At 41.4% G+C, this 26,230-nt stretch carries 26 protein-coding genes; 15 read left to right on the top strand and 11 right to left on the bottom strand.

Annotated elements, in window-relative coordinates:
- Position 1: 1 nt before the first annotated feature.
- From JVX94_RS19125 to JVX94_RS19115, 3 genes are all read right to left on the bottom strand, one after another.
- The gene (locus JVX94_RS19125; RefSeq protein WP_095409442.1) at positions 2-1,357 is read right to left on the bottom strand and encodes a glucose-6-phosphate isomerase; all 1,356 of its coding nucleotides are present in this window, start codon (positions 1,355-1,357) and stop codon (positions 2-4) included.
- Between the two features lie 126 nt (positions 1,358-1,483).
- Positions 1,484-2,656: an iron-containing alcohol dehydrogenase gene (locus JVX94_RS19120; protein WP_101676429.1), complete on the bottom strand. Its 1,173-nt coding sequence runs from the start codon at positions 2,654-2,656 to the stop codon at positions 1,484-1,486.
- Positions 2,657-2,778: 122 nt separating this feature from the next.
- Entirely contained in the window at positions 2,779-3,942 is a 1,164-nt protein-coding gene (locus tag JVX94_RS19115) for an iron-containing alcohol dehydrogenase (RefSeq protein WP_034282535.1), read from the bottom strand.
- A gap of 144 nt (positions 3,943-4,086) precedes the next feature.
- Here JVX94_RS19115 and JVX94_RS19110 point away from each other — a divergent pair, with 144 nt between their 5' ends.
- Positions 4,087-4,323 carry a DUF378 domain-containing protein gene (locus JVX94_RS19110; protein ID WP_003212952.1) on the top strand — a complete coding sequence of 79 codons (237 nt, stop codon included), beginning with the start codon at positions 4,087-4,089 and terminating at the stop codon, positions 4,321-4,323.
- Positions 4,324-4,392: 69 nt separating this feature from the next.
- On the opposite strand, the gene yugI is transcribed toward JVX94_RS19110, so the two are convergent.
- From yugI to JVX94_RS19095, 3 genes are all read right to left on the bottom strand, one after another.
- Positions 4,393-4,785, bottom strand: coding sequence for a S1 domain-containing post-transcriptional regulator GSP13 (gene yugI / locus JVX94_RS19105; RefSeq protein ID WP_095409444.1), 393 nt, complete (start codon positions 4,783-4,785; stop codon positions 4,393-4,395).
- A gap of 198 nt (positions 4,786-4,983) precedes the next feature.
- Positions 4,984-6,177 (bottom strand): aminotransferase, encoded by a 1,194-nt coding sequence (locus tag JVX94_RS19100; RefSeq protein WP_039181074.1) that lies wholly within the window; start codon positions 6,175-6,177, stop codon positions 4,984-4,986.
- Positions 6,178-6,678, bottom strand: coding sequence for an Lrp/AsnC family transcriptional regulator (locus JVX94_RS19095; RefSeq protein WP_003213765.1), 501 nt, complete (start codon positions 6,676-6,678; stop codon positions 6,178-6,180).
- A gap of 175 nt (positions 6,679-6,853) precedes the next feature.
- Here JVX94_RS19095 and JVX94_RS19090 point away from each other — a divergent pair, with 175 nt between their 5' ends.
- Positions 6,854-7,678 carry an alpha/beta fold hydrolase gene (locus JVX94_RS19090; RefSeq protein WP_095409445.1) on the top strand — a complete coding sequence of 275 codons (825 nt, stop codon included), beginning with the start codon at positions 6,854-6,856 and terminating at the stop codon, positions 7,676-7,678.
- On the opposite strand, the gene JVX94_RS19085 is transcribed toward JVX94_RS19090, so the two are convergent.
- Positions 7,675-7,935: a DUF1871 family protein gene (locus JVX94_RS19085; protein WP_048237308.1), complete on the bottom strand. Its 261-nt coding sequence runs from the start codon at positions 7,933-7,935 to the stop codon at positions 7,675-7,677. The two genes, JVX94_RS19090 and JVX94_RS19085, sit on opposite strands and share 4 nt — an antisense overlap.
- Before the next feature lie 83 nt (positions 7,936-8,018).
- Here JVX94_RS19085 and JVX94_RS19080 point away from each other — a divergent pair, with 83 nt between their 5' ends.
- Together JVX94_RS19080 and JVX94_RS19075 are read left to right on the top strand one after the other, a co-directional pair.
- On the top strand, positions 8,019-9,194 hold the full coding sequence (locus tag JVX94_RS19080; RefSeq protein ID WP_205184130.1) for a MalY/PatB family protein: 1,176 nt from the start codon (positions 8,019-8,021) through the stop codon (positions 9,192-9,194).
- A 330-nt stretch (positions 9,195-9,524) separates the two neighbouring features.
- A complete protein-coding gene (locus JVX94_RS19075; RefSeq protein ID WP_095409448.1) occupies positions 9,525-10,817 on the top strand; it encodes a sensor histidine kinase in 1,293 nt (430 codons plus the stop codon).
- Here JVX94_RS19075 and JVX94_RS19070 read toward each other — a convergent pair whose 3' ends face one another.
- The gene (locus JVX94_RS19070) at positions 10,818-10,994 is read right to left on the bottom strand and encodes a hypothetical protein (RefSeq protein ID WP_186318691.1); all 177 of its coding nucleotides are present in this window, start codon (positions 10,992-10,994) and stop codon (positions 10,818-10,820) included.
- A 91-nt stretch (positions 10,995-11,085) separates the two neighbouring features.
- On the opposite strand from JVX94_RS19070, the gene kapB reads away from it, so the two are divergent.
- On the top strand, positions 11,086-11,478 hold the full coding sequence (gene kapB, locus JVX94_RS19065; RefSeq protein ID WP_095409449.1) for a kinase-associated lipoprotein KapB: 393 nt from the start codon (positions 11,086-11,088) through the stop codon (positions 11,476-11,478).
- Here kapB and kapD read toward each other — a convergent pair.
- The gene (gene kapD, locus JVX94_RS19060) at positions 11,475-12,092 is read right to left on the bottom strand and encodes a 3'-5' exonuclease KapD (protein ID WP_095409450.1); all 618 of its coding nucleotides are present in this window, start codon (positions 12,090-12,092) and stop codon (positions 11,475-11,477) included. The genes kapB and kapD overlap by 4 nt on opposite strands.
- A gap of 218 nt (positions 12,093-12,310) precedes the next feature.
- On the opposite strand from kapD, the gene JVX94_RS19055 reads away from it, so the two are divergent.
- From JVX94_RS19055 to JVX94_RS19045, 3 genes are all read left to right on the top strand, one after another.
- Positions 12,311-13,489: an MFS transporter gene (locus tag JVX94_RS19055; RefSeq protein WP_242058306.1), complete on the top strand. Its 1,179-nt coding sequence runs from the start codon at positions 12,311-12,313 to the stop codon at positions 13,487-13,489.
- Positions 13,490-13,596: 107 nt separating this feature from the next.
- A complete protein-coding gene (locus tag JVX94_RS19050) occupies positions 13,597-15,498 on the top strand; it encodes a transglycosylase domain-containing protein (protein WP_095409452.1) in 1,902 nt (633 codons plus the stop codon).
- Between the two features lie 18 nt (positions 15,499-15,516).
- Positions 15,517-15,927 carry a thiol-disulfide oxidoreductase DCC family protein gene (locus JVX94_RS19045; protein ID WP_095409453.1) on the top strand — a complete coding sequence of 137 codons (411 nt, stop codon included), beginning with the start codon at positions 15,517-15,519 and terminating at the stop codon, positions 15,925-15,927.
- Between the two features lie 245 nt (positions 15,928-16,172).
- On the opposite strand, the gene JVX94_RS19040 is transcribed toward JVX94_RS19045, so the two are convergent.
- Positions 16,173-16,730 (bottom strand): YufK family protein, encoded by a 558-nt coding sequence (locus JVX94_RS19040; RefSeq protein WP_024423305.1) that lies wholly within the window; start codon positions 16,728-16,730, stop codon positions 16,173-16,175.
- A 185-nt stretch (positions 16,731-16,915) separates the two neighbouring features.
- Here JVX94_RS19040 and malK point away from each other — a divergent pair, with 185 nt between their 5' ends.
- The 7 genes from malK (at position 16,916) to JVX94_RS19005 (ending at position 25,899) form a co-directional block, all read left to right on the top strand.
- Complete coding sequence (gene malK / locus JVX94_RS19035) at positions 16,916-18,514, top strand: malate sensor histidine kinase MalK (protein ID WP_034622126.1); 1,599 nt, start codon at positions 16,916-16,918, stop codon at positions 18,512-18,514.
- Complete coding sequence (locus tag JVX94_RS19030) at positions 18,507-19,214, top strand: response regulator (RefSeq protein WP_095409456.1); 708 nt, start codon at positions 18,507-18,509, stop codon at positions 19,212-19,214. The genes malK and JVX94_RS19030 overlap by 8 nt, the downstream gene beginning before the upstream one ends.
- Positions 19,215-19,608: 394 nt before the next feature.
- Entirely contained in the window at positions 19,609-20,691 is a 1,083-nt protein-coding gene (locus JVX94_RS19025; protein ID WP_095409457.1) for a BMP family lipoprotein, read from the top strand.
- A gap of 159 nt (positions 20,692-20,850) precedes the next feature.
- Positions 20,851-22,386: an ABC transporter ATP-binding protein gene (locus JVX94_RS19020; RefSeq protein ID WP_039181099.1), complete on the top strand. Its 1,536-nt coding sequence runs from the start codon at positions 20,851-20,853 to the stop codon at positions 22,384-22,386.
- Positions 22,379-23,425 carry an ABC transporter permease gene (locus tag JVX94_RS19015; protein ID WP_095409459.1) on the top strand — a complete coding sequence of 349 codons (1,047 nt, stop codon included), beginning with the start codon at positions 22,379-22,381 and terminating at the stop codon, positions 23,423-23,425. The genes JVX94_RS19020 and JVX94_RS19015 overlap by 8 nt, the downstream gene beginning before the upstream one ends.
- Entirely contained in the window at positions 23,426-24,385 is a 960-nt protein-coding gene (locus tag JVX94_RS19010; protein WP_048237319.1) for an ABC transporter permease, read from the top strand.
- 176 nt (positions 24,386-24,561) lie between these two features.
- A complete protein-coding gene (locus JVX94_RS19005; protein ID WP_024425937.1) occupies positions 24,562-25,899 on the top strand; it encodes a sodium/malate symporter MaeN in 1,338 nt (445 codons plus the stop codon).
- Positions 25,900-25,973: 74 nt separating this feature from the next.
- On the opposite strand, the gene JVX94_RS19000 is transcribed toward JVX94_RS19005, so the two are convergent.
- A complete protein-coding gene (locus tag JVX94_RS19000; RefSeq protein ID WP_048237320.1) occupies positions 25,974-26,189 on the bottom strand; it encodes a hypothetical protein in 216 nt (71 codons plus the stop codon).
- Positions 26,190-26,230: the final 41 nt, after the last annotated feature.

The raw sequence follows: 26,230 nt of genomic DNA, 5'->3' as shown, positions 1-26,230 counted from the left end.
CTTATGATTGTTTCAGACGGCTTTCAAGCTCTGCTTTTTTCTCTTCAAAGCCTGGTTTTCCTAGTAAAGCAAACATATTCACTTTATAAGCTTCTACTCCAGGCTGATCAAATGGATTGACACCTAGTAAATATCCAGACATCGCACATGCTTTCTCAAAGAAGTACACGAGGTATCCGAATGTATAAGCATCCATCTCAGGAATTGTCACGATGAGATTCGGTACTTTTCCATCTGTATGGGCAAGCATCGTTCCTTCAAATGCTTTTTTATTGACGAAATCAACCGTTTTTCCTGCTAGGTAGTTCAAACCATCAAGGTCTTGTTCTTCTGCTTCAATCAGAAGCTCATGTCGAGGCTTGTCTACATTCACGATTGTTTCAAACAAGTCTCTTCTTCCTTCTTGAACATATTGACCAAGTGAATGAAGATCTGTTGAGAAGTTAGCAGATGAAGGATAGATTCCTTTTTCATCTTTCCCTTCACTTTCACCGAATAATTGCTTCCACCATTCAGCGAAATATTGAAGGCCTGGCTCATAGTTAATCAGCATTTCAATCGTTCTGCCTTTATTGTAAAGGACGTTGCGAACAACAGCATATTGGTAAGCCGCATTTTCAGAAAGCTCAGATGATGCGAAGTCTTCGCTTGCTTTTGCCGCACCTTCCATCATCTGATCAATGTCTGCTCCGCTCACAGCGATTGGCAAAAGGCCGACTGCTGTTAATACAGAATAGCGTCCACCAACATCATCAGGGATGATAAATGATTCATAGCCTTCTTCAGTTGCTAATGTTTTAAGTGCACCGCGTGCCTTGTCAGTTGTGGCATAAATACGTTTTTTCGCTTCTTCAGCACCGTATTTTTCAATGAGGAGCTTTTTAAAGATACGGAACGCAATGGCTGGCTCTGTTGTTGTACCAGATTTTGAAATCACGTTAATGGAGAAATCCGCATCTTCCAATAGATCCATTACATCTGTTAAATAAGAAGAACTGATGTTGTTTCCAATAAAAATGATTTGCGGCGTCTTGCGTTTGCCTTTTGGCAGCGTGTTATAGAATGAATGGTTCAAAAATTCAATCGCCGCACGTGCGCCTAGATAAGAGCCTCCGATTCCGACAACAAGCAGGACGTCAGAGTCAGACTTAATTTTATCTGCACTTTTTTTAATGCGGGCAAATTCTTCGCGGTCATATTGCTTCGGCAAGTCCACCCAGCCTAAATAATCGCTGCCTGCACCCGTTTGTTCATGAATATTATGATGGGCTACCTTCACAAAATCTTTTAAATATGTAAGCTCATGTTCTTGAAAGAAAGGTAACGCTTTCGAGTAGTCAAATTGAATATGTGTCATCGCTTGTAAGCCCTCCATTACGTTAGTTCTGTCCCTTTCACTTTAGCGGAACTAGCTTTTGAAATCAAGTGATCGTCACTGGCATGGCAAAAAGCCGCTTCTCTGGATGAGAAGCGGCAATCTGAATTATAAAGAAGCTTTCAAAATAGAAAGAATGTCATCACGATTAAGTTTCATAAAGTTACCAAAACCACCGTATTCCATTTCTTTTGCTGCAATGTCGGCAATTTTGTCCAGCTGATCTTCACCAATGTCATAATCCGCTAAACGACTTGGTGCACCGAGGCTTGTCCAGAATGCTGACAGTTTGTCGATTCCTTCTAATGCGATGTCACGATCTGACTTTCCTTCTGTTTCGATGTCAAACATGTTCAGCATAAGGTTTTTAAAACGTTCTACATTATGATCGAGGGTGTGGCGCATCCAGTTTGGGAAGAGGATGGCAAGTCCGCCTGCATGCGGAATGTCATAGACAGCCGATACAGCATGCTCAATCGTATGAGATGCCCAGTCACCAAAGTAACCCATTTGCAGCGTGCCATTTAAAGCAATCGTTCCTGCATAAAGGATGGTTTCACGGTGCTCATAGTTTTGTAAGTCTTCAAGAAGCTTTGGTGCTGTCTCGATGACTGTTTGAAGAACAGCAAAACACATTCGATCTTGTAGAGGCGTGTTTTTGACATTATGGAAGTATTGTTCAAATACATGGCTCATCATATCAACCATGCCATACACCGTCTGATTCTCTGGGACAGAATATGTGTGCTCAGGGTCTAGAATTGAAAATGCAGGATGAGTAACTGAACTTCCCCATACATATTTTTCATTCGTTTCCCAGTTTGTGATGACAGAGTCTGGATTCATTTCTGAACCAGTTGCTGCAAGTGTCAGCACTGTGCCAAACGGCAATGCTTTTTGAGCGGTTGTTTTCTTTGAAATAATATCCCACACATCACCGTCATACTCTGCTCCGGCTGCAATCGCTTTTGTACAGTCGATCACACTTCCGCCGCCGACGGCTAATAAGAAATCAATGTTCTCCTTTTGGCAAATATCAATTCCCTTTTTCACTGTTGTGAGGCGCGGGTTTGGTTCAACGCCAGAGAGCTCAAACACTTCAGCATCTGCTTCATTTAGCGCACTGATGACATTGTCATAAAGACCATTTTTCTTAATGCTGCCTCCGCCATATACAAGTAACACTCGTTTACCATAACGAGCGAGTTCGCTTTTGAGTCCTTCTAGCTGTCCTTTTCCAAACATCAATTTTGTTGGATTATAGTAAATAAAATTCTCCATCTGTTGAAACATCTCCTTACAACGAATATATCCAAAAACATGAAAGCCTACTGTAACATATGTACACGATGAACTCAAAAAAAGATAACTGCCCGCAAGAGCAGCTATCTTTTTTTGTTTAATTATAAAGAAGCGTTCAAAATGGCTAAAACATCTTCTTTGTTTAGCTTTTTAAATTGACCAAATTCACCGCGTGCCATTGCACGGTCTGCAATTAAATCAATTTTCTCATCGTTAATGTCATAATCCGCTAAACGGCTTGGTGCACCAAGACTTGTCCAGAAAGCTGACAGCTTGTCGATTCCTTCTAAGCCAACTTCTTCGTCTGTTTTGCCCGCAGGATCCACATCAAATACACGCACCGCTAATTGTTTAAAACGGCCTGGGTTTTCTTGAATCACATGCTTCATCCAGTTCGGGAACAAGATCGCAAGTCCGCCTGCATGAGGGATATCATAAACAGCAGATACTGCATGCTCAATGTTGTGAGACGCCCAGTCACCACGTGCCCCCATTGAAAGCATTCCATTAAGCGCAATTGTGCCAGTGAATAAAATCGTTTCACGCAGCTCATAGTTCTCTAGATCGTTGATCAACTTCGGTGCTGTTTCAATGACAGTGCGAAGAAGTCCTTCACACATACGATCTTGGTAAGGTGTATTTTCTGTGTGATGGAAATATTGTTCGAACACATGTGACATCATGTCAACCATGCCATAAATCGTATGGTTTTTAGGCACAGTGAATGTGTTGACTGGATCAAGAATAGAGAATTTCGGGAAAACTGCTGGACTACCCCAGCCATACTTCTCATTTGTTTCCCAGTTTGTGATAACTGATCCAGAGTTCATTTCAGAGCCTGTTGCGGCAAGTGTTAGCACAGTACCGAACGGAATAGCTTCCATAGGGACGTGCTTACGTGTCACGATATCCCAAGCATCTCCATCGTACTTCGCACCAGCTGCGATTGCTTTTGTCGCATCAATGACACTGCCGCCGCCTACTGCCAAAATAAAATCAATATCGTTCTCTTTGCAAAGCTCAACCCCTTTTCTTACTGTTGTTAAGCGCGGGTTTGGCTCCACACCAGCAAGTTCAGTGATTGCAGCTCCTGATTCTTTTAGGATGCTGACAACTTGGTCATAAAGGCCGTTTCGTTTAATACTGCCTCCACCATATACAAGTAATACGTTTTTTCCGTAGTGTTTGAGTTCATCTGAAAGGGCTGATACTTCTCCCTTTCCAAAAATTAATTTCGTTGGGTTCCAATAAGTAAATCGATCCATGTGATCTCCTCCTCGCGCTACATTATGCGCCTGATTCATTCCAAAAGTAAAGTAATTTGCTTTCATCCATTTTCTTACGCATAGTTTGGCTGAAAATCTGCAAAATATAAATGTATTGATGCTGTAGCGAAAGGAGGAATCACGATGAGTGCTATTCAGCGTATTGCCCTCGTGCTCACGATTATCGGTGCTATTAACTGGGGACTAATCGGCTTTTTTCAATTTGACTTAGTAGCAGCGATCTTTGGCGGACAAGGTTCTGCATTATCACGTATTATTTATGGTCTTGTTGGAATTGCAGGTCTTGTCAACCTTGGTCTGCTGTTCAAACCAAGCGAAGAAGCTGTTCGCCGTGACGAGCCGAACCCAGAAGTTCGTTAAATAAAAGGACATAAAAAAGGCTGCCTACATGAGGCAGCCACAGGCACCGTTTGAAGCGGTGCTTTTTTATTATTTCTTGATAAGATCTTTACGGTTTGATTGCTCAATCCACTCTTCAAGTTTATCTTTAAGCGTATTGAAACCTTGTGGTGTAGCAGCTTCTTCTTTCACTTGCTGTGGTCTTTGTTTCTTTGGTTTGCTTTCTTTTCTTTCAGGTGCATCTTGTGTCGCACGAATAGAAAGGCTGATTTTACCTGCATTTTCATCAACAGAAAGAACTTTTACTTGTACTTCGTCACCAATTGAAAGGTGCTCGTTGATGTCTTTTACAAAGCCATGTGTTACTTCAGAAATATGCACAAGTCCTTGAGTTTCTTCATCTAATGCAACAAACGCACCATACGCTTGTAATCCTGTTACTTTACCAGTGTAAACACTGCCTACTTCAAACTTTGTCGCCATGATAACAACTCCTAAATAAATGTTTTAATATTCGTTTATACGCAATTAAAAACTATATCATAGAACGGTCAGTTACGCAAAATATTTTTTAAATGGGTTTAGATTAGATCAAAAGGGGGAATACCTGAAAACAAGAATGCTTTCTAGTATTCCCCCCTAATTTGTGAGGCATGAGTCCATTTGGATTGATGCCTTTTTTTATTTTAAGATGGCTGATGCTTCTTCCTTCACTTGTCGAGCCTGCAAAAAGCGCTGAATTCTTGAAAGTGATTCCTGAAGATGATCAAGTGACGAAGCATATGAACAGCGAATATGACCTTCACCGCTCGGTCCGAATACATTCCCAGGAACAACGGCTACTTTTTCACTTAGGAGCAGCTCCTCAGCAAATTGTTCTGACGTCATGCCTGTGCTTTTAATCGATGGGAACGCGTAAAACGCTCCGTTTGGCTGGTGGCATGTGAGTCCTAGTTCATTAAGGGAGCCGACAAACAAATTACGGCGCCTTCTGTAGCTTTTCTTCATTTTCTCGACGTCTTCAAGTCCATTTTTTAATGCTTCTTCTGCTGCATATTGTGCCATCGCCGGCGCACACATCATAGAATATTGATGTATTTTCAGCATGGCATCGCGCAGCACAGGTGGTGCTGCCACATACCCTAAGCGCCAGCCCGTCATGGCAAACCCTTTAGAAAAGCCCGAAATCAAGATCGTTCTTTCCTTCATATCTTGAATGGCCGCGACGCTTGTAAAAGCTTCATCGTACGTCAGCTCTGCATAAATCTCATCCGTAATAATGAGCAGGTCATGCTCTTTCGCAAATTGAGCAATATCTTCAAGCTCTTCTTTTGAATAAACAGACCCAGTTGGATTTGATGGCGAGCAAAGCAAAATGGCTTTTGTCTTCGGCGTCAGCTTCGTGCGAAGATCCGCAGAATCTGCTTTGAAATCTTTTTCAGCGGATGTACTTAAATAGACAGGCACTCCGCCTGCAAGTGTCGTAAGTGCCCCGTATGCTACAAAACAAGGCTCTGGAATGATTACTTCATCTCCGCTATTTAAAATCGCACGAAAGGCCAGATCAAGTGCCTGGCTTCCGCCAACTGTGATAATGAGTTCTTCTTCTGGACTGTAGTCAATGTGAAACCGCTTATATAAGTAGTGGCTCAGTTCTTTTCGCAAAGAGATTAAACCGGCATTCGCCGTATAAGAGGTCAGTCCTTGTTCTAATGACATAATACTTGCTTCTCTGACATTCCAAGCTGTCACGAAATCCGGCTCGCCGACACCAAGGGAGATAACCCCTTCCATTGTGGCAGCCAAATCAAAAAATTTCCGAATACCTGACGGCTGAATGCTTTGTACCGTTTCAGATAAATAAGACTTTTTCATTTACGGAGACACCACGATTCTTTTGTCATCGTCTCCTGTTTCAAACACTTTCCCATCATGTTTATATCTTTTTAAAATAAAGTGGGTAGTTGTTGAAACAACGGAATCAAGTGTCGATAATTTTTCAGATACGAAGCGGGCAATATCAGACATAGATCTTCCGCGAATCACAACGGATAAATCGTAAACACCTGACATGAGATAGACAGATTCCACTTCCTGAAATCGATAAATCCGTTCAGCAATTTCATCAAATCCGACGCCTCTTTTTGGTGTCACTTTTACATCAATCATTGCTGTAACGCCTTCATGGCCATCCACTTTTCGCCAGTCAATCATAGTTGAATAATCAATAATGACTTTTTGATCTTCAAGTTTTTGAATGATGGCTTCGGCTTCTTCTGTTGTCACGCCTGCCATTTTTGCAATTGTATTTAAATCGGCGCGGCTGTTTTCATCTAAAATCTCTAATATTTCAGTTTCTTTTTCTGTTAGTTTCATTTGATTTCACACCTCAGATTATAAAAGCTAGTTTTAAAAAATCTTCTGAACATTATAGCACGTTTTTCCCATTATGCTAAGCAGGGAAAAGATTCTAATAATAGCTTAAAATCCACTTTTTAGGGTACAATACAGTCACCTAACAGAGAGAGTATCAAGTATCGGAGTGAAGAATGTGGACATTGTTCAGCCAGCTTATATGAAAAGTACATTCGGTTTAGATATCTATTACGAGCACTATCCAAATGAGGGCAAGAAGACATTGATCTTAATTCACGGTCTCTTCTCTTCTACCTTCAGCTATCGAAAGCTCATCCCTCTTCTGAAACAGGACTTCAATTTAATTGCGATCGATCTGCCGCCATTTGGACAGTCCGAGAAGTCGAATACGTTTATTTACAGCTATCGCAACATGGGAAAAATTATTATTGAACTTGCTGGTTATTTACAGATTCGGCATGCGATCCTAGTCGGCCATTCAATGGGCGGACAAATCGCCTTATACGCTGCTGCTGAACGGCCGGACCTATTTGAAAAGGCAGTTCTTTTGTGCAGCTCAGGATATTTGAATAAGTCAAAAAGATCACTTGTTTACAGCACATATATTCCTTATTTTTATCTGTATCTAAAAAGAAAGCTTTTAAAGCAGGGCATTATGAAAAATTTAACGGCTGTTGTGCATGATCATTCCATCATTGATCAAGAGATGGTCGATGGATATTTAAAGCCATTTTCAGATGATCAAATCTTTCGGGGGATATTTCGTTTGATTCGGCACCGGGAAGGAGATTTGACCTCGGACGTTTTAAAGAAAATGGAAACACCCGTGCTGCTCATTTGGGGCGAGGAAGATCGAATCGTTCCCATTCAAATAGGCGAAAGACTGCACAAAGATCTGCCAAATTCGACTTTACATGCATTAAAAAAAACCGGGCATCTCATTCCTGAGGAAAATCCGGTCTTTGTGTCTGATCAAATCGGACATTTCAGCCTGTCTTAGCGTGAACAGGAGCTGCTGTCTCGTATGATAAATAGCTGATTCGCTGTATGCTGACAGCTCTCTATCGGAAGAAGCTGTTCAAATGAGTGATGGTAGATGGCTTGAATCTCTTTTGCTAAAGATAACGGGTCTTCTGCGTCGTATAATGCACTAATGACGTCAGCAGGCTCCGTTTCATAAAAATCCTCTCCATAATGAAAAGGGTCCCATGCCTTAATAAATTGAATCATCTCTTCTACAGCTTGACTATCTTTCATCGGTATCACCGCTTATAATAAATTTTGTGATGTTTATTTTAGCACAACCAAGAATGGTTGAAAAACAGCTAGAGGTGGGTTTCATGAATTTCGACGAACAGATCATACGTAAAGGTTCAAAATCAGTGAAATGGGATCAGGCAGAGTCTTTGTTCCTGACAACAGATGCCCTCCCAATGTGGGTGGCCGATATGGATTTTAAAGCACCTCAGGTCGTCCTTGATGCATTGAAAGAGCGATTAGATCATGGCGTTTTTGGCTATGCATTTCAAGATCAGGATACGCAGCAGGCAGTCGCTGGCTGGCTCAAAAGAAGACATGGATGGACAATCCAGACAGATGCTGTCACCTTCACGCCAGGAATCGTAACGGCACTTAGTTTTGCTGTTCAAGCCTTTACAGCACCGCATGACGAAGTAGTTATACAGTCACCAGTGTATACACCTTTTTATCAAATGATTGAGCGAAATGGACGTACAGTCTCAGCCAATCCCCTAAAAATAGAAAACAACCGCTATATGATGGATTTTGATGATTTAGAGAAAAAACTGAGCAGACCACAAGCAAAGCTCATGTTTCTATGCCATCCGCATAATCCGTCCGGAAGAGCATGGTCAAAAGAGGAATTAAAGCGAGTTGGAGACTTATGTGTGAAGCATGGAGTCACAGTCGTTTCAGATGAGATTCACTCGGATTTGATGCTTTACGGGAAGCAGCATGTGCCCTTCGCCAGCCTTTCTGACGACATTGCACATATCATGGTAACATGTATTGCGCCGAGTAAAACCTTTAATCTAGCAGGGCTTCAAGCATCTGCTATTATCATTTCAGATGAAGAAAAAAGAACTCTTTTCAACAATGAAGTGCAAAGAAACGGACTGTCCAAACTGAATGCATTTGCGATTCCTGCGATGGAAGCAGCGTACCGCCACGGGGATGAGTGGCTTGATGCCCTTGTTCTTTATCTCGAAGGCAACATGAAGATGGCGATGGACTATATTGACGAATATCTTCCAAATATGCGTTATATGAAACCAGATGCTTCTTATTTATTGTGGCTGGACATTCGGGATTATCAATTCAGTCAAGCGGAATTGAAACGGAATCTGCTGAAAAAAGGGAAAGTGATCCTAGAGCTTGGCCACGTGTACGGACACGAAGGAGACGGTTTTATTCGGATAAATCTCGGCTGTCCTGCTTCAACAGTCAAAGAAGGACTGAAACGTCTTCACCAAGCGTTCACACTATCAGCTGAATAAGACCTATACGATAGAAAGAACATCCTAACGGGTGTTCTCAGCGTGTAGACAAACCCTCGCATTCTTTGTCAGTCCTGCGTGCTGGTGCTCACGAATGTCTAATTCGCTCCGCGCCAGTACTCGTCCTTCCTAGACTTCAAAGGTTTTCTATCACGCTGAAAAGAAGACAAAGGGCTAAAATCAAGATCATTTTAGCCCTTTGTCAACAATCTGAGAACATCCTAACGGGTGTTCTTTTTAAAGAAAAAAACCCTCCTTTTATCATATCTACTTTGTACATGAAATGATATAATGAGAGGAATTACAATTATTTACGAGGAGAGCATTTAAATGGAAATGTTCAAGGATTTTCTGCTCCATGTATCTTTTATTCTATTTCCAATCTTTTTATATCATGCGCTATGGCTAAGCCGGACCCCTGCTCATTTCCCAAAAACGAATAAACTGCTCATCACAGTATTCGCATCCATCTCTTCAGCACTATGTATTATGTATCCAGTTGGTTCGATTTTAGATTTGCAGACTGGGCTTCAATCCATTCCCCTTGTGCTTGCTATTTTATACGGAGGATACATGGCGGGGATCGTTGCCATCTTGATAAGCATCATTGTCAAATTCGTGATGTACGGCTCTTTCTTATGGATTGGACTCATCGTTGTCCCAATTTACTTTTTTATCCCATTCCTGTTCTACCGAAAATGGCATCAATATTCAAAGCTGAATAAGCTTTTTTACGGAGTGCTTATCGGTTTATCCAAAGGATTCTTTATTTACATTGGTCTGCTTGCGGTCAGCTTAATGGCATACAGCCCAGCTTTTATTATGCAGCAAAAGCTCCTTGAGTTATTTTTCTCAACTCTTTACTACATATTCTTTCTTTTGCTCAGTATCTATTCCATTGAATTCGTTAAAGAAAATGCGGAAATGAGATCACAGCTTGTCCAGTCAGAAAAACTGACCATTGTAAGTGAACTTGCTGCAAGTGTCGCCCATGAGGTACGCAATCCGCTGACAGTTGTGAGAGGCTTTATTCAATTGCTCTTTTCGAGTGATAATACGAAAGACCCACCTGCCAATAAAGATTATAAAAATCTCGTTCTGTCCGAATTAGACCGGGCGCAGGACATTATCACGAGTTATCTTGACATTGCAAAACAAAACTATTATCAAATTGAATCTCTCAATCTATCTAAATTACTTGAGGAATGTGCATCACTGATGACATCCTATGCGAATTTTAAATCGGTCACGATTCATCAATCCATTGAACCTGACTTATACATTCAAGGTGACGTAACGAAGATCAAGCAAGTCATGATTAATTTAATCAAAAATGCAATTGAAGCAGCTCCTGAACATGAAGGGAAAATTGAACTTTTTGCTTCAAAAGAAAATCATAAGATCTGCCTTTATTTCGTTGATAACGGTGTAGGTATGACAGAAAGCCAGATGAAAAAGCTTGGCGAACCCTATTACACCTTGAAAAATAAAGGGACTGGGCTTGGGCTGACAGTGACTTTTTCTATTATTGAGAATCACCATGGAACGATTCGTTTCAAAAGCTCGCTGCAGTCTGGAACAACCGTCACCGTGAAATTTCCTGAAGATACAAGAAGAAAATGATTAATCCATTTTTTTTGTTCTTTTTTCATCTATGTGCTCCTGCTTCTTAGACGCACGAACGATGAGACGAAAACAAATAAACGCAGCAATAAAGAAAATCACCGTGGTGATAGCCGCTGGGATGTACTCCCTTTTATCTTCAGGAAAATATAGTAGAAAAAGTACGATGAATGACATCTCGCCATTCCCCCTTTTGCTCGTTTACTTCACTATATTGGCTAAAAGAAATGAAATACCTTCCTATGAGAAGGAAATGGAGGAATTTCACATGACAGACATTCAAATTGGACAAGTTGTGAAAGGTTTTTATAAAACAGGTGTATACGTTGGGGAAGTGACAGCAGTGAAACCATCGACCTATCTCGTTCAAGTAAAAGCAGTTCTGACACATCCCACTCAAGGCGACTTGCATCATCCGAAAGAAGCAGACGTGCCTTTTTTCCAGGAGAGGCGGGCTTTGGCCTATAGAGAACAGACAAATATCCCTCATCATATGGTGAAGCCTTATGATGGTGATATACCTGATTATGAAGTATCACTGAAAGAAGCTGTAGATAAATTGAAACAAGCACTCCGTGCGGATGATTCCAAATGGGCTGAAAAATCAAGAGCGTGCCTATCTTCTCTTGAGAAAGATTATTTTCCAGAAGACGTCCGCTAATCAGCCGAATCAAAAAAATGCGAGAAATCGATAAGCTCACCAATTTTGGTTGTTTGCGGATTTTCCACATAGGCTCTGTCTTTTTCAAAGAGGGTTAACAGCTGATAAGTCGTCATGGCATCATCGAGTGCTTTATGATGCTTACCAGCTCCTTCACTGCCGTATTCCTTTGCCGCTTTTCGAAGCCCTGTCAGTGTGCGGTCACCAAAAAAGGTCTTATATTCAAAGGCAAGATCCCTCAGTTTCCCCTTAAAAGGAAAGGTAATGTGATTGAGCATACAATTTTGCTTCAATACCTTCATGTCCATGTTGCCCCACGTAATAATCTCACAATTCTCTCCCCCATCAAGTGTGACGAGCTTCTCGATAAACGCCTCAAATGAAATTCCGCTCTCTACATCTTCCTGCGTAATTCCGAGGAAAGATTTACAGCGTTTCGTCAGCTTCGGGAACTTTTTCGGTTTGACGTAGCTAGAGAATGTGTCTATGATCGTTTCATCTGCTGCTTTCACTACCCCAGCTTCAATAATTTCAGGAAAAAAGTTTTGTGGATGATATTTTCCATCAGGCATCGTAAATTCAAAATCGACCACAAGCACCGTCTTCTGTTCCACCAGTTTCACCTCACTTTTTCGTCAGTTTTTCATTCTCATACCATTATATTAAGACGGACCTTGAAATCACTTCATTTTCGTGAAAATAATGCAGATTCACTATGCCCAACCTATTCATCGGATGAAAGATCGTTTATTTTCCTTTATAATTATTAAGGAACACGAAATAAATAAAGAAGGTGGTCTCTATCACAAACAGGAAGAAAAACTTGTACATCATGTGGTTTGTGAACTTTTTTGTATCTGCGAGCATTACAATGATCGTCCCTTTTTTATCACTTTACATAGAATCTCTTGATAGCAGCTATTCAAATGAATTTGTTCAAAGATGGAGCGGCTATGTCTTTGGGGTCACGTTTTTAACGGCCTTCCTGATCTCTCCGATTTGGGGGCGGATTGGCGACCGGCATGGCTATAAAAAGATTTTATTGATTAACGGTATTGGCATCGCCACAAGTATTCTATTAATGGGGCTTGTAAACACCGTGTATCAGCTATTCGCATTAAGGCTTTTCATGGGGCTTGTCACAGGCTTTATCTCGACTTCAATGGCACTGATTTCTGCACAGACTGAAAAGGCAACTGCCGGTAAAACCCTTGGAACAATGCAGATGAGTAATGTCGCCGGAGGATTGTTTGGTCCGTTAATGGGCGGATTCATGGCAGACAGCGTCGGATTTATTTATACGTTTTTCCTCACAGCGGCTGTCATTTATGTGTCAGCTATTGTGATTATCTTCGGAGTGAAGGAACAGCCGATCCGTTCAAAAGAAGCAAAGCGTGTTTCTTACTCACGGAAGGATGTAATCATTCATATTTTCAAACAGCCTTTGCTTGTGGTCACGATGCTTTTAACGTTTATTACACAAGTAGGGAACTTTAGCATTCAGCCGCTTTTGGCTTTATACATTCATGATTTACATGGTCCTGTCAATCTCGCTTTTTATGCGGGGCTAGCATTTTCTGCAACTGGACTTGGCAATTTGCTGTTTACGCGAAAATGGGGAGATCTCGGAGATCGAATTGGTCACGACAAGGTGCTGCTTGCCCTTCTCATTCTCTCCTCTATTTTATTCATCCCGCAAGCCATGGCGGATTCCTACGTGATGTTAGTCATTTTCCGTTTTCTATACGGGATGGCACTTGGCGGGATTATTCCGTGTACGACAGCGTATATCCGGATCAAAGCACCTGCTTCTATGCAAGGAGAAGTGCTCGGATACAATGTCAGCTTCCGCTTTCTTGGGAATGTCGTCGGTCCGGTAATCGGCGGCATTGTGGCGAGTCATTACGGGATTCCAGCTGTCTTTTATGTCACTGCCGGCATTTTTCTGTTTGGCGCATTATTTTTATGGGCGGTTCGCTCACATTCAAAGACAAAGGAAAGGAGTGTCTGATCATCTTCAGATACTCTTTTTTCTTGCGTAAAAGCCTGATTCACTAGACTTCACGCCCATTCTTTTCTAAAAATAACCTTCTCGTATTCGCAAAAGAATGGTACGATATGGCTAGAAAATTGAAGAAAGTGAGTGACCTCATGTTTCGTGCAATCATTGGTTGGTTATTACTTGCTGCCCTCATCCCACTATTTGTTCTGACTTTTTATCTATCAAAGGAAGAAGCTGCAAGTGTAAAGCCTGTTAACGAAGTGCTTGATCAAAAAATCAAGCTGGAAAAGATAGATTTTTCCCAAAACAGTTATATGTATGACCGGGATGGTTCTCTTATCTCCGAGATCGTCTCAAACGATGAGAACCGAGTGTTCGTGAAATACGATAAAATTCCTGAACCTGTGAAGGAGCTGTTCCTCCGTTCAGAGGACCGCAACTTTTATGACCATAAAGGCATTGACTTTATGGGAGTTGTTCGTGCCCTTGCTGCAAACGTCAAAAACCATGGCATCAGCCAAGGAGCGAGTACGATCACACAGCAGCTGTCCCGCAACTTATATTTAAGCCATGAACGTTCGTTCAGCCGAAAGTTTACGGAGCTGCTCTATTCCTATGAACTTGAACGGAAATTCTCAAAGGATGAAATTCTCGAAAGCTATTTAAATACGATTTATTTCAGTAATGGTGTTTACGGTGTCGGTTCAGCGGCTAATTACTATTTTGATAAGCCGCTTAGTTCTTTAACACTTGCACAAATGGCATTTATCTCTGCTATTCCAAACAACCCAACACTGTATGATCCATTAAAACAGTTCAAGCACACAAAGAAACGCCAAGAACGACTGCTTGGTATTTTGAAGAAAGATGGTGTCATCACCAAAAAACAATACAAAAAAGCCGTCAAAGAAAAAATCAGCCTGTCCTTAAGTGAAAAGAAAAACCTTTACCCTGACTATGTGACATATGCCAATGAAGAGTTTACCGATCTTGTGTCTGATCAGGAGGGCTTTACAAAACGATTGAAGAAGGCCAAAACGGCTGAAGCAAAAAAGGCTATTCAAAAAGAATTATCTGAAAAAGTGAGTGCCCTGCTCCAGGATGGTGTGAAAATTTATACGGCGCTTGATCCATCCTTACAGCAAAGAGCCGTCTATCAGCTCAATGCTCAATTGCCTTACCAAGGTGTGGAAGGCGGATCAGCCGTCATTAATCATGAAACGCATCAAATTGTTGCACTTGCTGGTGGGAAAAACTATAAGAAATTTGATTTTAACTACGCTTATCAAGCGCAAAGACAGCCTGGTTCTGCGATTAAACCGCTTTTAGATTATGCGCCTTATATTGATCAAACCGGCGCAACGGCTTCAAGCACCATCAGTGCCGGCAAGTTTTGCAGCAGCGGATACTGTCCGCAGAACTATAACCATAAAACGTATGGAACGGTCACACTTGAAACAGCCTTTAAAAATTCTTATAATACCCCTGCGATCCGAATGCTGGATACAGTAGGTGTCAAAAAAGGCTTCAGCTATTTAGAGAAGTTCTCATTTGAGCATATCGTAGCGGATGATTACCGCCTTCCTTCTGCACTTGGCGGATTTACGAAAGGCTTCTCACCGCTAGAAATAACAGATGCGTATACCGTCTTTGGCAACCAAGGAGCCTACACACAAAGTCATTCAATCACAAAAGTGACAGACTTAAACGGTAAGACCCTTTACAAGTGGAAAGAGTCGCCAAAGCAAGTATATTCTCAGCGTACAAATGAAACGATGCGTAAGCTGCTTACCTCCGTTGTGAAAAGTGGTACAGGGAAAAAAGCGAATTTCAATGCCCCTTACATCGGTGGTAAAACAGGGACATCCAATGACTACAAAGATATTTGGTTTGTGGGACTGACAGATCAGTACACAATGGGTGTCTGGGTCGGAAGAGATAGAGGAACGGTTGAATCGATTTATAATTCAAGCCCGCACTTACGTATTTGGAAAAATACGATGCAATACGCCAGATAAACAGGAGGTTTGATTGCGATGCATTCAACACATCCACCCCATTTAATTTTATTTGACGGTGTCTGCAACGTGTGCAGCGGCGCTGTTCAGTTTGTGATTAAGCGCGATCCGAAAGAACGGATGATGTTCGCTTCATTACAATCAGATACAGGGCAGCGTATTTTAAAGGAAAACGGTTTGCCTTTAGATGAGTTCAATTCATTCATTTATATTGAAAAAGGGACCCTTTATACGAAGTCAACAGGCATCTTAAAAGCCGCGCGGCATTTAAAAGGGATATACAGATGGAGCTTTTTACTCCTTGCCATACCTCGCCCAATCCGTGATTGGTTTTATCAGCTGATTGCAAAAAATCGCTACAAATGGTTTGGTCAAAAAACATCTTGTATGATGCCAACACCCGATATTCAAAAACGGTTTCTTTCATAAAAAAGCATCCTCCATCATTGGAGGATGCTCAGATTGTTGAAAAAGAGCTAAAATGATCTTTATTTTAGCTCTTTTTCTTCTTTTCAGCGTGACCTGAAAACCTTTGCAGTCTAGGAAGGACGAGCACCGAAGCGGAGCGAATTTAACATTCGTGAGCATCGGCGCGCAGAACTGACAACGAATGCAAGGGTTTGTCTAAACGCTGAAAGCATCCTCCGTTATTGGAGGATGCTTTCTTTGTCTGCTTATGAAGGCAGACTTGCCATCACACTGTTATAAAGCTTAATAAATAAGTACAAAATACCGATCAAAAACGTCGCCCAAAACAGCAGAATAAACATCATAAATCCAATCAAATTCAGCATAGAAAGCGATTGATAAATGCGAACCACAACCCAGATAAAATAGACAAGACTTGCTAATGCAAAAAGTCCGACAAGCAGGATGAGCTGCTGCGTCAACAGAAATGCAAGCAAGCTGGCAAATAAATAAACAACGGATGCAATCCGAATTTTCTTTAAGTTCTCCCCTTCAGGGTCCTTAGCGAAAAAGAGCAACGCCAGCTCTAATACCGTATCTGCAATCAGTTTTAAGGCAGATAAGATCATAAAATAAACAAGGGCAAAAGCGGCAAAGAGAGCAAGACGGATGCCCTGTTCTGAGAAAAATTCCAGCATTCCTTTTAAAATACCTGCTTGAGTCAAAAAATCAGTTGTGATACCTACTGTAAAAATCGAAAAAGCAGAGCTGAATAGTAAAATTGAAATCAGCGGAAAATATCCAGTCAAATATGTATTTTTCATAAATAGTTCCTTTCTCATAAGCTCACATTTATTATGGCTCACTTAAAACGGATTGACAAGATGCTTTCAAAGTAAACTGACAGCAAAATCAAATTTATGATTTTGCACGTACATTCCTTCACAAACTTACATTTTCCCGTTAAAGTATTACTGTTACGAAAAAATCGTGCGTTAGGGGTATACTCGTGAAAAAAACTTTAAGACTGCAAACACGGCTGACGATTTTTGTGTGTATCGTTGTCCTGATCTCCCTTTGTATCACATTCTTTACGATCTGGTCGGAAACAGCCAAGAACATTCATCAGCAGGAGCGTGACATTGCTCTCTCTACTGCCAAAATGGTCGCAGAGGCACCGATCACCGCACAATCATTAGAAGATCATTCATATTCAGCATTACGAAAATATACAACAAGTGTTCAGCAAATCACCAAAACCGAATTCGTTGTCGTCATGGATATGAACGGTATCCGCAAAACACACCCGAATCCGCAGAAGATTGGAAAGCGGTTTGCCGGCGGTGATGAAAAAGCAGCATTACAGGGGAAAGAACATATTAGTACGGCTTCTGGAACACTCGGCAGATCCATGCGTGCTTTTGTTCCTGTTTATGATCAAAATGGAAAGCAGCTCGGGGCTGTGGCTGTAGGGATTACGTTAAAGGAAATTGACTTGATTATTCATCAAAGCTTACTTCCGCTCTACTTCGTCACATCACTCAGCCTTCTATCTGGCATCATCGGAGCACTCATTGTGGCAAGAAAAGTGAAGAAGATTATGTTTGGACTGGAGCCAGATGAGATCGCCACATTATTAAAAGAGAGAAGCGCCATGCTAGAATCAACAAAAGAAGGGATACTTGCCGTTGATCAGCACGGTAAAATCAAGCTGGCCAATGCAGAGGCCAAACGGCTCTTTCATAATATGGGCATTATGGTTGACCCTAGAGAACAAGATGTTCAAACTCTCCTCCCTTCAAGCGGCTTAAAGCAAGTCATTGAAACACGCAAGCCGCTGCTTGATCGTGACGTGAGAATGAATGGACTGGAGCTCGTCTTTAATGAAGTGCCGATTACAGTAAAAGGTGAAATTGTCGGAGCCATCGCCACCTTCCGTGACAAAACAGAAGTAAAACACCTGGCGGAACAGCTTAGCGGGGTCAAAATGTATGCGAATGCGCTACGGGCCCAGTCACATGAATTTATGAACAAGCTTCATGTCATTTTAGGATTGGTTCAGCTCAAAAACTATGATGACCTTGGCACTTATATCAAAGATATTGCGATCTATCAGCAAACGGAAACAAATGAAATCATCAACCATGTGAAAAACTCTGTTTTAGCAGGATTTTTACTAGGAAAACAAAGCTATATCAGGGAACAAGGCGCTGCCTTAGAGGTTATTTGCAGCACACAAGTGCCAAATACGGAGGACCCTGCAGTGACGCATGATCTCATTACCGTGATTGGCAACCTGTTAAATAATGCACTTGATGCTGTTTCTCATACTGAGACGAAAAACATCTCGATCTCCTTCAGATATGTTCAAGAACAGCTTCACATTGAAATCACGGACACAGGTGTTGGTCTCACAAAAGAAGAACAAGACATCATGTTTGATCAAGGCTTTTCAACTAAAGGAGAAGACAGAGGGTTCGGACTCTACTTCGTTGACCAAAGCATCAAGAAATTGAACGGACATATGATTGTCACGAGTGAAAAAGGAGAAGGAACGACCTTTAGTCTCCGCATTCCGTATAAACAAAAGGAGGATTCACATGATTAATGTGTTAATAGTAGAAGATGATCCAATGGTTGGGGAGCTGAACAAACGCTACCTGACCCAAATCGATGGCTTTGAGTTAAAGGGAATTGCCACCTCTTTTCAGCAGGCACTTGAAGTGTTAAAAACAGAAGTCATTCACCTCGTACTGCTCGATATTTATATGCCTGGTCAAAATGGACTGGCATTATTAACAGAAATTCGCCAGCAAAATCATTCCGTTGATGTCATTGTCATTTCGGCTGCCAATGAAGTGGATGTTGTCCAGCAAACGATGCGAAACGGAGCGGTCGATTATTTAATCAAGCCTTTTGAGTTCGAACGATTCCAATCAGCGCTGGCAGAGTACAAACGGAAACACGCCCTGTATCAATCCATGAACAGCATTTCGCAAAATGATTTAGATGCGAAGCTTTTTCATAAAAAAGCAGAGGCGGAAAAAGTCCTTCTGCCAAAAGGTTTGACCAAAAGCACACTCAAACTCATCTGGACAAGCATTCAATCATTTGGTCAGCAGGCTTTCACGACTGAAGACCTAGCCAATCATACAGAAATCTCTCAAGTCTCCATTAGAAAATACTTAAAATTCCTTGAGGATATCGAAGTGGTGGATGTTGAAATGGCATATGGGACAATAGGACGTCCTGTTTTCCAATATAAACTGAACACAAGCAATATGAATTTGATTCAGCAATATCTTTAAAATACTACATCTGACCTTTCACAAAGGCCAGATGTTTTTTTATGGCATACGATGTAACAAACCCCTTGATATCAGTGGTTATGCTGTAGCGGAGCACACCACAAAAGCGGCATTATATCATATTTCAGCAGATAAAAAGACATCAAATAAAGCCATTTAACATTTTTTTAAAAATAAAACAAATTTCTATTTATTTATTCGATCGGAAATGATAAATTATGATTGATTAGTTCAACGAGATATAAGTCTGATGTCTTACATCTTCTCTCCTGCCCTCCATAAGTTTCATGAGAAAGCAGGATAAAATACCCTCTTCAGAAGGGTGAGAAGAGATAGATCGGTCTTTTTTCGCGAGACTTTTCTGAAACTTTTAAATTTTATAGGGGGTTATGTTTTGAAGAAGCGCAAAATTGGACTAGCATTGTCCTTAGTCGTAGCAGCAGGAACCATCCTTGGAGCATGCGGCAACTCTGGCTCAAACAGCGGTGAAAGCAAAAAAGATAAAGATCAATTCACTGTTGCAATGGTAACTGATGTCGGTGGTGTCGATGACAAATCGTTTAACCAATCAGCTTGGGAAGGTTTACAAGCATTTGGGAAAGACAACAATCTAAAAAAAGGTAAAAACGGCTTTGATTACTTACAATCTAAATCAGATGCTGACTATACAACAAACTTAAACACACTTGCTCGTGAGAAATTCGACCTGATTTACGGAATTGGTTTCTTAATGGAAGATGCTATATCTGAAATTGCGGATCAACGTAAGAAAAACCACTTTGCTATCGTTGATGCAGTCGTGAAAAAAGACAACGTGGCCAGCATTGTATTTAACGAAAACGAAGGATCATTCCTTGTAGGTGTTGCGGCTGCTCTTTCTACAAAATCAAACAAAATTGGTTTTGTCGGCGGCGTTGACTCTGAATTAGTCAGAAAATTCGAAGTTGGTTTCCGCGCAGGCGTTGAAGCAGCTAACCCGAAAGCAAAAGTTGAAGTGAAATATGCTGGTGCATTCGATAAGGCTGACATCGGAAAAGCAACAGCTGAAAGCATGTACAAATCTGGCGTCGACATTATCTATCATGCTGCTGGCGGCACTGGAACTGGTGTGTTCACAGAAGCGAAAAACCTGAAAAAAGCGGATCCTAACCGTAAAGTTTGGGTTATCGGTGTAGATAAAGACCAGTATGACGAAGGAAAAGTACCTGGAACAAAACAAAGTGTCACCCTTACTTCTATGGTTAAGAAAGTAGACACAGCGGTACAAGACTTAACAACGAAAGCAAAAGAAGGTAAGTTCCCTGGCGGCGAAGTGATCACATACGGTCTGAAAGAAGGCGCTCTTGACATTTCTCCATCTCAGGAAAACCTTGATAAAGATGTATTAAAGAAAGTTGAAGAATGGAAACAAAAAATCATCAAGGGTGAAATTAAAATCCCTGCAACACGTGATGAACTAAAAGATTTTAAAGCTTAATTTGAGCATCGGGATAAGCACACCTTATCCCCTTGCCTCTCCTTTACCTCCTCTTTATTCGTAAAAGGTGGTAAAAGAAAAGCTGCAGCCTCGTTTTGCAGCTTTTCTTTTGCTAGTTTTTATCTTCATCAGCACCCTAAAAAAGGAGCGGTTAAACCTGTGGATTATGTCATTGAAATGTTGAATATACGCAAAGAATTCCCTGGCATTGTAGCAAACGACAACATTACGCTGCAGCTAAAAAAGGGCGAAATTCATGCGCTGCTTGGTGAAAACGGCGCTGGAAAATCAACGCTCATGAACGTGCTTTTCGGACTGTACCAGCCTGAAAAAGGTGAAATCAAGGTACACGGAAAACCTGTGACCATCTCTAGTCCAAATGATGCTAGTGATTTAGGCATCGGAATGGTGCATCAGCACTTTATGCTTGTCGATACCTTCACTGTCGCTGAAAACATCATTTTAGGTAAAGAGCCCAAGAAGTTTGGAAAGATTGACAAAGAACAAGCCATACAGCAAGTACAAGAACTTTCTGACCGCTATGGTTTGAAAATAGATCCTGCCGCAAAAGTATCTGACATCTCTGTCGGCATGCAGCAGCGTGCAGAAATCTTAAAAACACTTTACCGCGGCGCTGACATTTTGATCTTCGACGAACCAACGGCCGTTTTAACACCTCAAGAAATCAAAGAACTCATACAAATTATGAAAAACTTAATCAATGAAGGCAAATCCATTATTTTAATCACCCATAAGCTGAAAGAAATTATGGATGCCTGTCATCGCGTGACCATTATCCGAAAAGGCCAAGGCATTCGTACACTTGATGTGGAAAGCACAAATAAAGACGAACTTGCAAGCCTCATGGTTGGCCGTGAAGTGTCATTTAAAACAGATAAAAAAGCTGCTTCTCCTGCTGAGGAGGTTCTTCAAATTCAAGACCTCACAGTAAAAGACGCCAGAGGAATTGAAGCCGTCAAACAGCTAAACCTCTCAGTGAAGGCTGGCGAAATTGTGGGAATTGCTGGGGTAGACGGCAATGGCCAGTCTGAATTAATTGAAGCCATTACCGGTCTAAAAAAATCAGAATCTGGCACGATCATGCTAAACGGGAAAGCCATTCAAAATCTCCCGCCTCGTAAAGTGACCGAATCTGGGATTGGACATATTCCTCAGGACCGTCATAAACATGGACTTGTGCTCGATTTTTCAATTGGAGAAAACATTTCCTTACAAACATATTATCAGCGTCCTTATTCAAAATTCGGCTTATTGAATATGAAAAATATTTATCAAAAAGCAAAACGAATCATTGCGGAATATGACGTCAGAACACCAAGTGAATATACAGAAGCGCGCGCTCTGTCAGGCGGTAACCAGCAAAAAGCCATTATCGGCCGAGAAGTTGACCGCAACCCTGATTTATTAATTGCCGCTCAGCCGACACGTGGACTTGATGTTGGTGCGATTGAATTTGTTCATAAACGTCTAATTGAGCAAAGAGACTCAGGCAAAGCCGTTTTGCTCATCTCCTTTGAACTTGATGAAATTATTAATGTCAGTGATAAGATCGCTGTCATTTTCGAAGGCAGCATTGTGGCCATTGTTGATCCAAAAGAAACAACAGAGCAAGAGCTTGGTTTATTAATGGCTGGAAGTACGCAACAGGAAGTGGGGAAAGAAGCAAATGTCTAATCGCTTAACAAATCTGCTGATTCCGCTTATAGCCATTGTACTTGGCCTTTTCGTTGGGGCCATTATTATGCTGGCAAGCGGTTATAGTGTCATCGAAGGCTATAGTGCCCTTTGGAATGGCGTTTTCGGTGAAACCTATTATATGGGAGAAACCATCAGGCAAGTGACACCTTATATTTTATCCGGTCTTGCTGTTGCCTTTGCATTTCGGACAGGCCTATTTAATATCGGTGTAGAAGGCCAAATGCTCATTGGCTGGGTAGCTGCTGTATGGATCGGAACAACTGTCCATGCACCAATGTATATCCATCTCCCGCTTGCACTCATCACAGCTGCTGCTGCTGGTGCATTATGGGGCTTTATTCCTGGGTTTTTAAAAGCTCGTTTTTATGTGCATGAGGTCATCGTCACCATCATGATGAACTACATTGCCCTTCATGTCACAAACTATTTAATCTCAAATGTCTTAACAGATAATAAAGATAAAACAGATAAAATCGATGCCACTGCCTCGCTCCGCTCTGGATTTTTTGAGCAGATCACTGATTTTTCCCGGATGCATAACGGTATTTTTGTTGCCATTATTGCTGCTGTCGTGATGTGGGTCATTATTCAAAAAACCTCTAAAGGGTTTGAATTACGAGCTGTTGGAATGAACCAGCAAGCATCACATTATGCTGGTATGAACGTTCGCCGCAATATCATTTATGCGATGCTTATTTCAGGTGCTTTTGCAGGTCTTGCAGGCGCTATGGAAGGCCTTGGTACATTTGAATATGCCTCTATTAAAGGCTCGTTTACAGGCGTAGGTTTTGATGGAATCGCCGTCGCTTTATTAGGTGGAAATACGGCTGTAGGTGTTGTTCTTGCCGCATTATTGCTTGGTGGATTGAAGGTCGGTGCTTTAAATATGCCGCTTGAATCTGGCGTACCGACTGAGGTTGTTGATATTGTCATTGCGATCATCATTCTTTTCGTCGCCTCAAGCTATATTATCCGTCTTGTGATTCAACAAATGAAGAAAAAGGGGGGAAAATAAGTGGGATTTCTGCAAATACTTGAAATCATCGTCCCAGCTACACTTGTTTATGCTGCACCACTTATTTTAACCGCTCTTGGAGGCGTCTTTTCAGAAAGATCAGGTGTTGTCAATATCGGTCTTGAAGGTTTGATGGTCGTCGGAGCATTTTCCAGTATTATCTTTAACTTATTTTTTGCTGATACGTTTGGAGCCTTGACCCCGTGGCTTGGGCTTCTCATCGGAATGGCCGTTGGCGGATTGTTCTCACTGATTCATGCAGTGGCGACCATTACCTTCCGAGCTGATCAAACGGTCAGTGGTGTGGCCATTAACATGCTGGCACTTGGCGCTACATTGTTTGTCGTTAAACTGATTTACGGAAAAGCACAAACTGATAAAATTACAGAGCCTTTCTATAAAGGAGATATTCCCCTTTTAAGTGACATTCCGATCATTGGTGATATTTTCTTTAAAGATGTTTATTATACGTCCATACTCGCCTTAGCGCTTGCAGTTGTTGCTTGGTTTGTTTTATTTAAAATGCCGTTTGGACTTCGTCTTCGTGCAGTCGGAGAGCATCCAATGGCAGCTGATACAATGGGAATCAAAGTGTACCGGATGCGTTATATCGGCGTCTTCATTAGTGGACTGTTTGGCGGTCTTGGCGGAGCTGTATATGCGTCAACGATCGCGCTTGATTTCTCCCATGCCACCATTACTGGACAAGGCTTCATCGCACTAGCTGCGCTTGTATTCGGTAAATGGCATCCGTTTGGCGCAATGGGCGCTGCGTTATTCTTTGGATTTGCTCAAAGTTTAAGCATTATTGGCTCTCTCCTGCCGCTGTTCCAAGATATACCGAACGTGTATATGCTCATAGCACCATATGTGCTCACCATCTTAGCACTTACTGGCTTCATCGGACGTGCTGATGCACCGAAAGCACTTGGTACGCCTTATCTAAAAGGAAAACGATAAATCCGATGTATGATCAATCCCCTGAAGGACAAACTACCTTCAGGGGATTTTTGTATGATAAAAAACTCAAAAATTCCTGTTTATTTTACTTTTATTACACTTATTTTAGTTTAATAAATAGATGAGTGTCACAGAATCTTCTACAATTGAGACAAATAGCATTTGGGGGTGTTTATGTGGCTAATGCACAACAATTGAAATCGATTACAGACGATTCTGACAATAATAAAAGCGTTTTCCGTAAGATCATGTCTTGGAAAATTGGTGTTATTGATCTACCTGTGTATTTAGTACTTGCAGCGATTATTTTAACTGCCGCTTATTTTAATAAAATTCCAGCAAATATGCTTGGTGGTTTCGCTGTTATTATGATTTTGGGGATTTTCCTTGGAGATGTAGGACAACGTATTCCAATCTTAAAAGATATTGGAGGACCGGCGATTCTTTCTTTATTCGTACCATCGTTCCTGGTCTTTTTTAATGTTCTGAATCCGAACTCATTGGAAGCGGTTACGTCTCTTATGAAAACGTCGAACTTCCTTTACTTCTATATTTCTGCTCTTGTAGTAGGTAGTATTCTTGGGATGCAGCGAACTGTTTTAGTACAAGGCCTTATTCGTATGTTTGTTCCTCTAGTTGCAGGTACAATTGCAGCTGTGAGTGCTGGAATCCTTGTTGGCCTTTTAGTTGGTTTCACACCGCATCATTCATTCTTCTTTATTATTGTACCGATTATTGCCGGTGGTGTTGGAGAAGGGATTCTGCCATTATCTATCGCTTATTCACAAATTCTTGATGTATCAGCAGAGTCATTAATTTCTCAATTAATTCCTGCGGCTGTCATTGGGAACGTCATTGCCATTATCTGTGCTGGCGCATTGAAGAAGCTTGGTGAGAAACGTCCTGAACTAAACGGGAATGGCCGTCTTGTGAAATCTAAAGAAGCAAACGAGATTTTCGAGCAGCCAGATTTGGATGCAAAAGTTGATTTCGGGTTAATGGGTGCTGGTGTACTTGTTGCTTGTACAACCTTCATCTTTGGTGGTTTGTTAGAAAGCTTTGTTCATATTCCAGGTCCAATCTTAATGATTGTTCTTGCCGCTTTAATCAAATACTTAAACGTGATGCCTCAACATCTTCAAAACGGCTCACAACAGTTCTACAAGTTTGTATCAAAAAGCTTTACATGGCCGCTAATGGTTGGTCTTGGTATTCTATACATTCCACTTGATGATGTAGCAACTGTCATCTCGATTCCATTCGTATGCGTATGTATCGCTGTTGTACTCGCAATGGTTGGTTCTGGCTACTTCGTTGGAAAACTAATGAACATGTATCCAGTAGAATCTGCTATTGTCACTGGCTGTCACAGCGGACTTGGCGGTACTGGTGACGTTGCAATTCTTTCAGCTTCTGGAAGAATGGGTCTTATGCCTTTCGCACAAGTATCTACACGACTTGGCGGAGCAGCAACTGTTATCTGTGCAACGATCTTACTCAGAGTGTTTAGTTAAACTACCACACATAAAAAGCATGAGCTCTCACATGGGCCCATGCTTTTTTTATATTTCTTTTCTCCTATAGGATCTTATTCATCAGCATCAGCTAATACAATTCGTAAATATTCTCTGGGCTGAAAAGGATACAGCTTCGTTTCTTGATAGCTCATGTGAAGAAGATGCTCAGAAAACAGCGGCCATTCACTCCCGGCTTGCCACCTTTTTTGATCATTTCGGTCAATCAAGAATGCTCCTCCTAAAATCGTGCAGAATAGGCTTAAGCTGATGGCGATCTTTCGTTTCATTTGATCAGCTCCTTTAAGAAAAGCATGTACGAAAAACAAAA

The sequence above is a fragment of the Bacillus sp. PDNC022 genome, assembly GCF_016919285.1.
Taxonomy (GTDB): domain Bacteria; phylum Bacillota; class Bacilli; order Bacillales; family Bacillaceae; genus Bacillus; species Bacillus safensis.
The sequence above is the reverse complement of the archived record's forward strand: the minus strand, read 5'-3'. Positions and strand labels throughout refer to the sequence as shown.

Coding starts and splice junctions, on each gene's coding strand:
- JVX94_RS19125 (WP_095409442.1), bottom strand. CDS start 1,357: ATGACACATATTCAATTTGACTACTCGAAAGCGTTACCTTTCTTTCAA.
- JVX94_RS19120 (WP_101676429.1), bottom strand. CDS start 2,656: ATGGAGAATTTTATTTACTATAATCCAACAAAATTGATGTTTGGAAAA.
- JVX94_RS19115 (WP_034282535.1), bottom strand. CDS start 3,942: ATGGATCGATTTACTTATTGGAACCCAACGAAATTAATTTTTGGAAAG.
- JVX94_RS19110 (WP_003212952.1), top strand. CDS start 4,087: ATGAGTGCTATTCAGCGTATTGCCCTCGTGCTCACGATTATCGGTGCT.
- yugI (WP_095409444.1), bottom strand. CDS start 4,785: ATGGCGACAAAGTTTGAAGTAGGCAGTGTTTACACTGGTAAAGTAACA.
- JVX94_RS19100 (WP_039181074.1), bottom strand. CDS start 6,177: ATGAAAAAGTCTTATTTATCTGAAACGGTACAAAGCATTCAGCCGTCA.
- JVX94_RS19095 (WP_003213765.1), bottom strand. CDS start 6,678: ATGAAACTAACAGAAAAAGAAACTGAAATATTAGAGATTTTAGATGAA.
- JVX94_RS19085 (WP_048237308.1), bottom strand. CDS start 7,935: ATGAAAGATAGTCAAGCTGTAGAAGAGATGATTCAATTTATTAAGGCA.
- JVX94_RS19080 (WP_205184130.1), top strand. CDS start 8,019: ATGAATTTCGACGAACAGATCATACGTAAAGGTTCAAAATCAGTGAAA.
- JVX94_RS19075 (WP_095409448.1), top strand. CDS start 9,525: ATGGAAATGTTCAAGGATTTTCTGCTCCATGTATCTTTTATTCTATTT.
- JVX94_RS19070 (WP_186318691.1), bottom strand. CDS start 10,994: ATGTCATTCATCGTACTTTTTCTACTATATTTTCCTGAAGATAAAAGG.
- kapB (WP_095409449.1), top strand. CDS start 11,086: ATGACAGACATTCAAATTGGACAAGTTGTGAAAGGTTTTTATAAAACA.
- JVX94_RS19055 (WP_242058306.1), top strand. CDS start 12,311: ATGTGGTTTGTGAACTTTTTTGTATCTGCGAGCATTACAATGATCGTC.
- JVX94_RS19050 (WP_095409452.1), top strand. CDS start 13,597: ATGGCTAGAAAATTGAAGAAAGTGAGTGACCTCATGTTTCGTGCAATC.
- JVX94_RS19045 (WP_095409453.1), top strand. CDS start 15,517: ATGCATTCAACACATCCACCCCATTTAATTTTATTTGACGGTGTCTGC.
- JVX94_RS19040 (WP_024423305.1), bottom strand. CDS start 16,730: ATGAAAAATACATATTTGACTGGATATTTTCCGCTGATTTCAATTTTA.
- JVX94_RS19030 (WP_095409456.1), top strand. CDS start 18,507: ATGATTAATGTGTTAATAGTAGAAGATGATCCAATGGTTGGGGAGCTG.
- JVX94_RS19015 (WP_095409459.1), top strand. CDS start 22,379: ATGTCTAATCGCTTAACAAATCTGCTGATTCCGCTTATAGCCATTGTA.
- JVX94_RS19000 (WP_048237320.1), bottom strand. CDS start 26,189: ATGAAACGAAAGATCGCCATCAGCTTAAGCCTATTCTGCACGATTTTA.